The organism is Paenibacillus sp. 2KB_20 (assembly GCF_052115765.1).
Lineage (GTDB): Bacteria > Bacillota > Bacilli > Paenibacillales > Paenibacillaceae > Paenibacillus_AQ.
Genome location: NZ_JBFRHH010000007.1, coordinates 350,365 through 363,220 on the forward strand (window position 1 = coordinate 350,365; position 12,856 = coordinate 363,220).

Annotated in this window: 12 protein-coding genes; all 12 read left to right on the forward strand. The window is 49.4% G+C overall.

The features are described 5' to 3' along the window. Positions 1-266 precede the first annotated feature (266 nt). Complete coding sequence (gene pnp / locus AB4124_RS20550) at positions 267-2,372, forward strand: polyribonucleotide nucleotidyltransferase (RefSeq protein ID WP_339266188.1); 2,106 nt, start codon at positions 267-269, stop codon at positions 2,370-2,372. A 213-nt stretch (positions 2,373-2,585) separates the two neighbouring features. Then, a complete protein-coding gene (locus tag AB4124_RS20555) occupies positions 2,586-3,578 on the forward strand; it encodes a polysaccharide deacetylase family protein (RefSeq protein ID WP_441974018.1) in 993 nt (330 codons plus the stop codon). A gap of 91 nt (positions 3,579-3,669) precedes the next feature. Further along, positions 3,670-4,938, forward strand: coding sequence for a M16 family metallopeptidase (locus AB4124_RS20560; protein ID WP_430105031.1), 1,269 nt, complete (start codon positions 3,670-3,672; stop codon positions 4,936-4,938). Continuing rightward, positions 4,913-5,359, forward strand: a complete 447-nt coding sequence (gene dut, locus AB4124_RS20565; RefSeq protein ID WP_179090701.1) for a dUTP diphosphatase — start codon at positions 4,913-4,915, stop codon at positions 5,357-5,359. Before AB4124_RS20560 ends, dut begins: the two co-directional genes overlap by 26 nt. A gap of 241 nt (positions 5,360-5,600) precedes the next feature. After that, positions 5,601-6,497 carry a dipicolinate synthase subunit DpsA gene (gene dpsA / locus AB4124_RS20570; RefSeq protein ID WP_430178777.1) on the forward strand — a complete coding sequence of 299 codons (897 nt, stop codon included), beginning with the start codon at positions 5,601-5,603 and terminating at the stop codon, positions 6,495-6,497. Continuing rightward, a complete protein-coding gene (locus AB4124_RS20575) occupies positions 6,498-7,088 on the forward strand; it encodes a dipicolinate synthase subunit B (protein WP_339266184.1) in 591 nt (196 codons plus the stop codon). It abuts the gene before it with no gap. Between the two features lie 81 nt (positions 7,089-7,169). Further along, positions 7,170-7,364 (forward strand): hypothetical protein, encoded by a 195-nt coding sequence (locus tag AB4124_RS20580; protein WP_441974206.1) that lies wholly within the window; start codon positions 7,170-7,172, stop codon positions 7,362-7,364. A 70-nt stretch (positions 7,365-7,434) separates the two neighbouring features. Further along, positions 7,435-8,649 (forward strand): aspartate kinase, encoded by a 1,215-nt coding sequence (gene dapG / locus AB4124_RS20585; protein ID WP_076324949.1) that lies wholly within the window; start codon positions 7,435-7,437, stop codon positions 8,647-8,649. A 103-nt stretch (positions 8,650-8,752) separates the two neighbouring features. Then, the gene (gene dapA / locus AB4124_RS20590; protein WP_076324948.1) at positions 8,753-9,634 is read left to right on the forward strand and encodes a 4-hydroxy-tetrahydrodipicolinate synthase; all 882 of its coding nucleotides are present in this window, start codon (positions 8,753-8,755) and stop codon (positions 9,632-9,634) included. 224 nt (positions 9,635-9,858) lie between these two features. Further along, the gene (locus tag AB4124_RS20595) at positions 9,859-11,538 is read left to right on the forward strand and encodes a ribonuclease J (protein WP_076324947.1); all 1,680 of its coding nucleotides are present in this window, start codon (positions 9,859-9,861) and stop codon (positions 11,536-11,538) included. 267 nt (positions 11,539-11,805) lie between these two features. Further along, positions 11,806-12,582, forward strand: coding sequence for a ClpP family protease (locus AB4124_RS20600; protein ID WP_430178771.1), 777 nt, complete (start codon positions 11,806-11,808; stop codon positions 12,580-12,582). After that, positions 12,579-12,821 (forward strand): YlzJ-like family protein, encoded by a 243-nt coding sequence (locus AB4124_RS20605; RefSeq protein WP_076324945.1) that lies wholly within the window; start codon positions 12,579-12,581, stop codon positions 12,819-12,821. Before AB4124_RS20600 ends, AB4124_RS20605 begins: the two co-directional genes overlap by 4 nt. The last annotated feature ends 35 nt before the right edge of the window (positions 12,822-12,856 follow it).

Consider the following 12,856-nt stretch of genomic DNA (forward strand, 5'->3'; position numbering starts at 1 on the left):
GCCTAAACTCCACTTTGTGGGGTTATCTTAATATAGATTCTTATAGATTGTAGGCGTGGTCTGTTCGCTAAATTTCGCTTAATGGTATAACCAGGGGCAATCTATACGGAGAATGTTCTATACGGTTCGGGTTGTTCCTGTACATAGGTTTGCGATTTCGACCGTTTGGATGGCTCTGGTTAGGAAATGTGGACAGTGTTTTGCAAAAGACATGCTGATGGTAGAAGAAGATTTCAAAAAAATTTATCCCCATGAGGAGGGATTACATGGAAACACGTGTTGAAATGCAGCTTGGCGGAAGACCCCTCGTATTCGAAACAGGGCGCCTTGCGAAGCAGGCAAATGCGGCTGTGATGGTTCGTTACGGCGAAACGGCAGTCCTGTGTACAGTGACAGCTTCCAGTGAACCGAAGGATTTGGATTTCTTTCCATTGACGGTCAATTATGAGGAGCGTTTGTACGCAGTCGGTAAAATTCCGGGTGGATTCATCAAACGCGAAGGCAGACCAAGCGAGAAAGCGATTCTTGCCAGCCGTCTGACAGACCGTCCGATTCGTCCGTTGTTCCCTGAAGGATTCCGTAATGATGTACAGGTTCTGAATCTCGTGATGAGCGTAGATCAGGATTGCGAGCCGGAAATCGCGGCCATGATCGGTACTTCCGCTGCCTTGAGCATCTCGGATGTGCCTTTTAACGGTCCGATCGGCGGCGTAGCCGTAGGGCGTGTTGATGGCGAATTTGTGGTGAATCCGAATATTGCACAGCAGGAAGCAAGCGACATCTATCTTGTTGTTTCAGGTACCAAAGATGCAATCATGATGGTTGAAGCCGAAGCGAACGAAGTTCCTGAGGAAGTCATGCTGGAAGCGATTATGTTCGGGCATGAGGAAATCAAGAAAATCGTAGCTAAGATCGAAGAACTCGTAGCCGCTTGCGGTAAAGAGAAAATGGCAGTTAAACTTCATGCGGTCAATGAAACGGTGAATCGTGAAGTGCGTGATTTCGCCGAAGCCCGTCTTGTTGAAGCCGTTCGCATTGAGGAGAAACATGCTCGCCAGGATGCGATTGACGCTATCAATGATGAAGCATACACCGTATTTGAAGAGAAGTATATCGAGACACCTGAGTTGTTGAAGGATGTTAAAGAAGTGCTTCACGATATCGTGAAGGAAGAAGTTCGACGTTTGATCACGCATGACAAAGTTCGTCCGGACGGTCGTGGTCTGTCTGAGATCCGTCCTATCGATTGCGATACCAGTCTGCTGCCTAGAACGCATGGTTCCGGTCTGTTCACACGTGGACAAACCCAGGCTCTTAGCGTATGTACACTAGGTGCTCTAGGTGATGTACAGATTCTCGATGGAATCGATCTGGAAGAGACCAAGCGTTTCATGCACCATTACAACTTCCCGCCGTTCAGCGTAGGGGAAGCTCGTCCGCTTCGCGCTCCGGGCCGTCGTGAAATTGGTCATGGTGCACTTGGTGAACGTGCATTGTCGAAGGTTATTCCGAATGAAGTGGAATTCCCGTACACGATTCGACTCGTGTCCGAAGTAATTGAGTCGAATGGTTCTACCTCCCAAGCGAGTATTTGTGCAAGCACACTTGCTATGATGGATGCAGGGGTGCCGATCAAAGCACCTGTAGCCGGCGTGGCGATGGGCCTGATTAAAGACGGAGACCATGTTTCCATCTTGACAGATATTCAAGGGATGGAAGATCATCTCGGCGACATGGACTTCAAAGTGGCAGGGACACCTGACGGGGTTACCGCCATTCAAATGGATATCAAAATTGACGGTATTGACCGCGCGATTTTGCAGGAAGCACTGCAGCAAGCAAAAGAAGGACGCATGCATATCCTTGGAAAAATGGCAGAAGCCATTCAAAAGCCAAGAGAAACGTTGTCCCAATATGCGCCTAAGATTATTACGATGCAGATCAATCCGGACAAAATTCGCGATGTGATCGGTGCCGGCGGCAAGATCATTAACAAAATCATCGAGGAAACCGGCGTGAAGATCGATATCGAACAAGACGGCCGCGTGTTCATTGCATCTGCCAACGATGAGATGAACAAAAAAGCTCTTTCGATTATCGAAGGCATCGTCCGTGAGGTAGCTGTTGGCGAAATCTATACAGGTACTGTCAAACGGATTGAGAAATTCGGTGCATTCGTTGAAATTCTGCCTAACAAAGACGGGCTTGTTCATATCTCCCAGCTCTCGACTGAGCGCGTAGCGAAGGTAGAGGACGTGGTTGCCATCGGTGATGTCATTACTGTGAAGGTTACCGAAATCGACCAGCAGGGACGGATTAACCTGTCTCGCAAAGCGGTTTTGACTGCGGAAACAAACAAGAGCGGATCTTAATCCGCGCTTTGTTTGTTTAACAGCATATAGATACAAGGAAAAGAGGCAGAACCTATAATTCTGGCTCTTTTTTTAATCTTTTCGGCCCATGGGATTCCTCTAGTCTTGAACAAGCATCTACAATAGGCTTCACGGCATAGGCCCACTTTGAGGCACATATTTCCTCCTGAACCTACATAAAATGGGACAAAGCTTCTCAAGGGGAAGGTGGATATGCCCGTGAATGGAAAAAAGATGGTTGTGCTGCTAACCGGTGCCGCAATGGTGTCGACTGTTGCCGTGTTCAGCGGGGCCTGGGGATATGTTTCGGGACTGCAGATTAAACCCGAGGGGCAACTCGTTAGCGGTTTAGAGAATGCAGTAGATCTGAATTTATTGAGTCAAATCGAAGCCGCTGCGGCAAAATCACGCATTGAGCCAGTGGATGCCAGGGTGGACTCCGTGTGGAAAGCGATTCCCGGTTATAATGGACTTGAGATCGATATTGAAGCTACATACCAAGCAGCATCGTCGAAAAAGCGAAAAGCTGGAGAGGCCATTCCTTACGTATACCGGCAAATTCCGGCCAAAGTAACGCTTAATGATCTTGGAGAGCAACCGATTTATCGGGGCAACCCCAACAAGCCAATGGTATCGCTGATGATTAACGTGGCCTGGGGGAATGAATTTCTGGTACCGATGCTGAACACGCTGGATGCGGAGAAAGTGAAGACGACCTTTTTCCTGGATGGGAGCTGGTTGAAGAAGAACCCGGAGCTTGCCGGCGAAATTCTGAAACGAGGTCATGAGGTGGAGAATCATGCCTATACGCATCCGAATATGAGCCGTCTCAGCAGAGATCGGGCGGAACTGGAAATCGCGAAGACGCAGGATCTGCTCAAAGAAAGCCTCGGTGTCGAGAACAAATGGTTTGCGCCGCCTTCTGGCGATTTTAATCAGCAGACCGTATCCATCGCCCAGGCAAGGGGATTGAAGACGGTCCTGTGGACGCTCGATACGGTCGATTGGAAGCATCCTGCACCGGATGCTGTCGTTCAGAAAATCTCCACGAAGGTGGAGCCGGGTTTCCTGATTTTGATGCATCCTACCGATTCCTCGTCCCGGGCGTTAAAGGGAATGATTGACGGAATACGGGCCAAAGGGCTGGAAATCGGAACCGTGAGCCAGACGCTTTCTCCTGAGCGAATTATGCCGAAGGGAAGTTGAGCGGCATGGTAAAGTTTGATAGAATGAATGGATGGCATGAGGCTGGTAATCAGCCAAAGTGAGCCTGGATGGAACAGTTAGGGGGGCCCTCGTGAAAAAAATACAATTGTCTAACGGCCTAAGAGTGGTTATGGAGCAAATCCCGACAAGTCGTTCGGTTTCATTCGGTATTTGGGTGAAGACCGGATCCCGCAATGAATCGGAGGACATCAACGGGATAACGCATTTTATAGAGCACATGATGTTCAAAGGGACCGAGCGCTTTGACGCCCGTGCCATTGCTGAAGAATTTGATGCTATCGGCGGCAACGTCAACGCTTTTACGTCCAAGGAATATACGTGTTATTACGCCAAGGTGCTGGATGAGCATTTTCCGATTGCGGTTGACGTGCTGTCCGACATGTTCTTCAACTCCAAGCTGGATGCGGGCGAGTTAGCCAAAGAGAAGAATGTCATTCTGGAAGAGATCGCGATGTATGAGGATACACCGGATGATCTGGTGCATGACCTGATGTCGTTATCGGCATACGGCGATCATCCGCTGGCTTATCCGATTCTTGGCACAAAGGAACGGCTGGAATCGATGGATTCGCAAGCGCTGAGAAATTACATGGACAAACACTATACCATTGAGAATACAGTGATCGCTCTGGCAGGCAACATTAATGAGGATGCGATTGAGTTATTGGAGCGTCATTTTGGCGGCTTTGCCAATCACGGCAGCTCCGAACTGCTGGCCGTGCCTGCCTTTTTGGATGGTGTTCAGTTCCGTAAGAAGAAAACAGAGCAGAATCATATCTGCATGTCGTTTCCCGGCTGCTCCATCGGAGACGAGCTTCAGTATGCAATGGTACTCTTGAATAACGCCATTGGCGGCGGCATGAGTTCACGCTTGTTTCAGGAAATCCGGGAGAAGCGCGGACTGGCTTATTCGGTATACTCATATCATAGTTCGCACGCAGATAACGGAATGTTCACCATTTATGCGGGCACAGCGCCCAAACAGACAAAGGAAGTCCTTCAACTGACCAAGGAAATGCTGCAGGATCTGGCACAGAACGGTATGACAGAGGAAGAGCTGCGCAAAGGGAAGGAACAACTGAAGGGCAGTCTCATTCTGAGTCTGGAGAGCACGAGCAGCCGCATGAATCGCTTGGGTAAGAACGAATTAATGCTGGGTCGCCATTTTAGCCTGGATGAAATTATTAAGCGGATTGAGCAGGTGGACATGAAGGATGTCGACGCGGTTCTTGACCGCATGTTCGGGACTCCATATGCACTAGCGATGGTAGGAACTTCAGATAAAGCACTGAATGTACTTAGGAGGAATGAATTTGTTGCACTACGTTCAAATCAATAGATTGCCAGGTAATGAAGATGTGAAACTTCCCGTGAAAATGTCCGAACTAGCCGCAGGTTTTGATCTGCACGCGGCGGTTCATGAGCCGGTGGTATTGAACCCGGGCGAACGCAAATTAATCCCGACCGGTTTTGCGATTGCCATGCCGGCCGAGCTTGAAGCTCAAATCCGTCCGCGCAGCGGACTGGCCTACAAACATGGTATTACCTGCTTGAATTCTCCAGGCACAATTGATGCTGACTATCGCGGGGAAGTGAAGGTGCTGCTGGTGAATTTAGGACAAGAGCCATTTGCAATTGAGCGTAATGAACGCATTGCCCAGATGGTGTTCAAAACCGTCCCGGCGGTAGAATTCATGGAAGTTGACGAGTTGTCCGATACCGTACGGGGTGCAGGCGGATTCGGTCATACCGGCAAGTAATCTATATTATAGATAATTTATGGATATCATCATCATGGTTTTACCAAGCACACCGCTCCGGCCTAGCCGGGCGGTGTTTTTTGCGTTAGCGTCCATGCAAAATGGCTTCGGATCCGACTCGCCATCTATAGTGTTATTTATTGCGTTAAGGCGGTAGTTTAATTGAAATGCGCTCACCACCCTATAGGCGACGGCATAAGATGGTTTATACGTTGGTTAGAAGAAAGGAGCGAGGCCTTCCATGCTGACTGGAGTCCGGACCGTCTTTGTAGGTGGAGACGCAAGACAAATTGAAGTCATACGAAAATGCGCTGAGATGGATGCCTCCGTCATGATCGCCGGGTTTGAGAAACTGCAGGATTCTTTTCAGGGAGTGACTCGCGAGCCGCTCACGCCAGAGCTGTTATCGAATGCTGATGCTCTGATCCTGCCTGTCGTGGGATGTGATGATGAGGGACGTGTCAGCGCGCTGTTCTCAGAGGGGGCATTGCGACTGCAGGAGGAGCATATCGCAGCGATGCCTGGACATGGAGTGATCTATACAGGCATGGCGAAGCCCTATTTGCGCTCGCTATGTGACAAATATAAGATCAAGCTGGTAGAGATTTTGGAGAGGGACGATGTAGCCATCTATAATTCCATTCCGACAGCGGAAGGTGCACTGATGATGGCGATCCAAAACACGGATTTTACGATTCACGGATCAACCAGCATGGTGCTTGGCATGGGACGGACAGGATTCACCATGGCGCGCAGCCTGCAAGGCCTGGGTGCCAAAATTCGGATGGGCGTACGTAAATCGGAGCACTATGCCAGAGCGGAGGAAATGGGCTGGAAGCCCTTCCTGGTAAGGGATCTGAGTTCTTATGTGTCGGATATTGACTTGCTTTTTAACACGATTCCAACTATGATAGTCACAGCACAAATCATCTCGAAAATGCCTCGGGAGGCTGTCATCATCGACCTTGCCTCCGCACCCGGTGGATGCGATTTTCGCTATGCTGAAAAACGGGGTATCAAAGCCATGCTCGCACCCGGACTACCCGGAATCGTGGCTCCTAAAACAGCCGGCATCATTATGGCCAATACGCTGGTGGAGCTGATTTCTGAAGAAATCAAGATTCGGGGGGATGCGTAGATGAATTGGAATGGAATAACAGTGGGTTATGCCCTGACAGGATCGCACTGCACGCTTGAAGAAGTGATGCCGCAGATCCAGCGGTTCAAAGATGGTGGAGCGAATGTGGTGCCGATTGTGTCCAGCACTATTATGACAACGGATACCCGATTCGGCACATCGGAGAATTGGCAGAAACAGTTGAAAGAAATAACCGGGAATGATATTATTTCTACAATTGTGGAGGCGGAACCGCTAGGCCCATCCAAGCTTCTTGACGTTTTGGTAATCGCCCCATGTACGGGAAACACGACCAGCAAGCTGGCCAATGCGATGACTGACAGCCCTGTGTTAATGGCAGCCAAGGCGCAGATGAGAAATTGCAGACCGCTGGTTCTGGCGATTTCAACGAATGATGGCCTTGGACTGAATGCGGCGAATATCGCGAAGCTGCTTGTAACGAAAAATATTTATTTTGTTCCTTACGGACAGGATAATCCGCAGCAGAAGCCTAACTCGCTTGTCGCCAAAATGGATTTGATTCCGGAAGCGTGTTATGCGGCCCTAGAAGGGAAGCAGCTGCAGCCGATGATCGTTGAATATTCGCGTTAACCGCGATAAAGCCTTTTGATCAATAAGGGCAACATAGAAAGTTACAGCTGCAGTTTCATTCATGAAGGGGAATTTAGCCATATGACCGAGCATTATTATAATGTAGCCGTTGTTGGAGCAACTGGCACAGTCGGGCAAAAGATCCTCAAGCTGCTGGAGGGACATCAGTGCGGACTTAACATGTGGATCGTTTCAGATCATTTTCTGAAGGGTGCAGCATGGAATGCCGTGCTAATCGCAGAAATCATCGTCAACAAACGGAACGGCCTGGCTTAGTAGCCGGCCGTTTCAATCGGTCGGCCCGAAATTTACGTCTCCTGGGCATATATAAACGGAGGAATATTTTATGCGCATCTTAGTTCAAAAATTCGGCGGAACCTCGTTGTCTACACCGCAAGCAAGAACCCATGTTATTGGGCACATCCAGCGCGAACTGGCTAATCACTACCAATTGGTCGTGGTCGTATCGGCTATGGGACGCCGCGGGGAGCCTTACGCTACAGATACTCTTCTGGATTGGATCGGTCAGAGCGGAAACGCGCTTCCAGACAGAGAGCGGGATATGCTGCTCTGCTGCGGTGAGATTATCTCAGCCACAACGCTATGCAGTCTGCTTCAGCATGAAGGGATAACCGCAACGGTGCTGACGGGTGCCCAAGCCGGATTTCTTACAGACGATCACTTCGGAAATGCACGCATTAAGGACGTAAAACCTGAACGGGTTTTGAAAGAGTTGGAGTCTCACCAAGTTGTTATCGTCACTGGTTTCCAGGGGCAGACCGATTCGGGTGACTTCACGACGCTGGGCAGGGGCGGAAGCGATACCTCGGCCACCGCGCTTGGAGCCGCGCTTCGCGCCGAAATGGTTGATATCTACACGGATGTCAACGGCATTCTTACGGCAGATCCCCGCATCGTCGAGGATGCGAAGCCACTCAGCTATGTAAGTTATACAGAGATTTGCAATATGGCTCATCAAGGTGCCAAGGTCATTCATCCTAGAGCAGTTGAGATTGCCATGCAATCCCAAATTCCGGTCAGAGTGCGGTCAACCTTCTCGGATAATGAGGGAACACTGGTTACCCAGCCGGAGGGCTTCAGAGATATACAATCCGGAATTGTGGACCGCTTTGTGACGGGAGTTGCTTATGTAAGCAATATTACGCAAATCTCAGTGGAATGCGATCGCACGGAAGGTCTTCAACTGAAGGTTTTCAAATCGATGGCGGAGCATTCCATTAGCGTGGACTTTATTAATGTTACCCCTACGGGAGTCCTTTATACAGTGTTTGACAGCGACTCGGAGAAGGCGATTGAAGTGCTGCAGAGCCTGGATTTGAAACCAAAAAGCTTGTCCGGCTGTGCAAAGGTATCCGTTATTGGCGGCGGCATCAACGGGGTTCCTGGCATCATGGCCAAAATCGTAGAATCCTTGAGCGAGCACGATATTCCGATTCTGCAATCGGCAGATTCGAACACTACGATCTGGGTGCTTGTGAAGAAGGAAGATATGGCTCAAGCGCTGCGCGCATTGCATCACAAATTTGAACTTCACCGATAATACCTTAGAGTCTGTTCGTTAATCGTTTGATAGGAATTACTATATATAAGATTACTTACGAAGGAAGCTTGCCTGTTCGGGAGAGCTTTAAGGAGGAATCATTGTGGATTTCGGAAGATTGATTACGGCTATGGTAACCCCATTTGATCAGAATAACGAGATCAATTGGGACGAGACTGCGAGATTGATTGAGTACCTGATTGTCGAACAGAAGTCGGACTCTCTGGTCATTGCAGGAACGACGGGCGAATCCCCAACGCTTAGCGAAGACGAGAAGCTTGAATTGTTTAAGTTCGCAGTGAAGCAGGCAGGTGGACGAAGCAAGATTATCGCAGGTACCGGCAGCAACGATACGGCACATTCTGCAGAATTGACGAAAAAAGCGGAAAGCTGCGGCGTCGATGGCATTTTGCTTGTCGCTCCGTACTACAATAAGCCGAACCAGGAAGGGCTCTACCAGCATTTTAAGGCGATCGCTGAGGCAACTTCCTTACCTATCATGCTGTACAATGTGCCGGGACGGACGGGCATCAGCCTGAGCGCGGCTACCACCCTGCGTCTGGCTCAATTACCGAACATCGTTGCGACGAAGGAATGTGCTTCGATTGATCAGGTCACCGCCATTGCCGCAGGTGCTCCGGACGGCTTCATCGTTTATTCCGGCGACGATTCCTCAGCCCTGCCTGCTCTGGCCGTAGGTGCTTACGGAATCGTAAGCGTGGCCAGCCATATCGCTGGCGCCCGCATGAAGGATATGATCCACGCCTATGTGGAAGGAAACGTGAAGGAAGCCGCCAAGCTGCATCAATCCTTGTTCACGTTGTTCAAGGGCCTGTTTGAATGTCCTGACCCGCTTCCAAACCCGGCGGCGGTTAAATTCGCTCTGCATGAGCGGGGCTATCAGGTCGGCGGCGTTCGTCTGCCGCTCGTTTCTCCTAGTGAGAACGAGGCTGCATTTATCCGTAATATGCTGTCATCCTTGTAAGCTGCGCACCTACCAAACCTAAGCCATTGCCTTCAATGAAGGCAGTGGCTTTCTTCGTTTTAAACCCTTCTGTTTCTGGGTATCCTATGGCTCACGAAGGTGGTTGACTTGTGTTTTCACTTTTTCATCATGTATAATGAATTCAAGTGACTGGGTGCGGTATTTTTTTGAAATTTAATATAACAATGGTACGACGTCCAAAACTATAGGAGGGTTAGATACATTTGTCTAAGAAAATAAGCAACGATAAACTATCGATTTTTGCCTTGGGCGGCGTCGGTGAGATCGGGAAGAACATGTATGTCATTCAATATGCCAATGACATCGTTGTCGTGGATGCGGGATTGAAGTTCCCAGAAGAAGATATGCTTGGGATTGATATTGTTATTCCTGATATTAGCTATTTAACGGAGAATCGCGACAAAGTGAGAGCGATTTTGCTGACTCACGGTCACGAGGACCATATCGGCGGCCTCCCTTACGTATTGAAACATTTGAATGTTCCTGTATACGGAACGAAATTGACGCTCGGATTAGTGGAAAACAAGCTCAGAGAAGCGAATTTGCTGGGTGAGACGAAACGGATTCTGATCCATGCGGATTCGGAAGTACAACTCGGAAACACACTGAAAGCGACCTTCTTCAAGACCAATCACAGTATCCCGGATTCCGTAGGGATCTGTATCGAAACACCGGAAGGCAATGTTGTGCATACGGGTGACTTTAAGTTCGACCATACTCCGGTAAATGACCAATATGCGGATCTGCAGCGTATGGCTGAGATCGGAAGCAAGGGAGTATTGGCTCTTCTGTCAGATAGTACGAACGCAGAGAGACCAGGTTTCACGCCTTCCGAGAAAAACGTGGGCATCGTGCTGGAAGATATTTTCCGCAAAGCGGAGCAGCGGGTGGTTGTTGCAACGTTTGCATCGAATGTGCACCGGATTCAGCAGGTTGTTAATGCAGCCGAATCCACGGGCCGCAAAATAACGGTTATCGGAAGAAGCATGGTCAATGTGGTGTCCATTGCCGCTGAGCTTGGATATTTGCACATTCCGGACGGCATGCTGATCGAACCTGAAGAGGTTAACAAAATGGCAGCTGACCGGGTTGTCGTATTGTGTACAGGCAGTCAGGGAGAACCGATGTCAGCGCTCACACGCATGGCACGTTCCACTCACCGCAAGGTGGACATTCTGCCAGGGGATACGGTTATCATTGCAGCAACTCCGGTTCCAGGTAATGAAAAATATGTGGGACGTACGATTGATGAGTTGTTCCGCCTTGGAGCAGACGTGATTTATAGTGGATCCAATTCGGGTGTCCACGTATCGGGTCATGGCAGCCAGGAAGAACTCAAGTTGATGCTGAATCTGATGAAACCGCAATTTTTCATCCCTGTCCATGGAGAATACCGGATGCAGCGCCGTCACGCTCTGCTTGCAGAGTCCGTTGGTGTTGATCCGGACAACATTTTTATTACCGATATCGGTGAAATTGTGGAAATCCAAGGTGGCTCGGCCCGCAAAGCCGGCAAAGTAACGGCTGGAAATGTTCTGATTGACGGACTTGGCGTTGGTGACGTAGGAAACATCGTATTGCGCGACCGCAAGCTTCTGTCCCAGGACGGAATTCTGGTCGTTGTCGTTACCTTGAGCAAGCAAAACGGTTCCATCGTATCCGGTCCTGATATTATTTCGCGTGGATTCGTATACGTACGGGAATCCGAAGGGCTTCTGGATGAAGCGAACCGTATCGTTTCCAGCACGCTTCAGAAGCTGATGAGTGAAAACGTGAATGAGTGGGCGTCACTGAAAACCAGCGTAAAAGACGCTTTGGGACGCTTCTTGTATGAACAAACACGTCGCAGACCAATGATCTTGCCGATCATTATGGAAGTCTGATACAAGATAATAAAATAATCAGGCACACAGTCGCCCCTTTTTCGCAGGTAATAATTGGACGGTTCCCGCGAAAGAGGGGCTTTTTATAGGTTGATCCTTAAACTTCTCCCGAATGATTTCGGCAGGAGTTTTTTTGGTTGCTGCTATTCCGCTGCCAAGCTGAATGTACCCATATAAGCATAAAATGATCCCGTCATTTGCCATACTAAGGGTTAGCTATGTGTTGATTGCAGCAGCTAGACATTAAGATAAAGGCAGGGATGCGCGATGGAGAAAGATCAATGGACTACCGGCAACAGAAGAGCAGGATGGACTGGCGAGACGGAAGCGCCTCCGGTCGTCCCCACCGAGGAAGGCAAAAAAGCGGCCGTAACGGAAACGATACAGCAGTTGGGACAGACGGGACTGCCGAGCGGCGGGGAATCCAACGTTTTTTGCATGACCATCATTGGACAAATCGAGGGACATATCGTGCTTCCACCGCAAAATAAAACCACAAAATATGAGCATATGATTCCACAGCTTGTGGCAGCTGAGCAAAATCCGCGGATCGAAGGACTCTTGATCATACTCAATACCGTTGGTGGCGACGTTGAAGCCGGACTTGCCATTGCCGAGATGATTGCATCGCTCAGCAAACCGACCGTAACGGTAGTCATTGGAGGGGGGCACAGTATCGGCGTCCCTATCGCTGTAGCAGCAGATCACTCGATCATCGCGGAGAGCGCGACGATGACCATTCACCCGATACGCATGAGCGGGTTAGTCATTGGCGTGCCGCAAACCTTTGAATACATGGAGAAAATGCAGGAACGTGTCGTACGTTTTGTAACGAGTCATTCGAGGATAACAGAGGAACTGTTTAAGGATCTGATGTTCAAAACCGGTGAATTGAACAGGGATATCGGTACCGCGGTTTCAGGTACAGACGCCGTCAAATATGGCCTTATGAACGAGGTGGGGGGCATTGGGCAGGCATTAAGCCGTTTGAATAGCATGATTGAAGAACGTAAAACGATAAGCCCAGGAGGGATTACGCAATGATATGGTATAGCGTCATGCCATTGGATCCGATCGGGATGCTACAAGGGGAACAGGCAGCCGTCACGTCCAGGGAAGTTCGGGTTGAAGGAATACTAATGGAAGTTGAACCTATGGCAGAGGATCAGGCGAAAATTGTCCGTTTACTCGATTGCGGGCTTCAAGATTATTTGAATCCACGCTACGCTCCGGGGGCAATGATTCGCTATATTCCGACGGTTGAAAATGAAGCTAAAGGCTGAAAACAGAACATAGGTACGCCACCGAATATTATGCT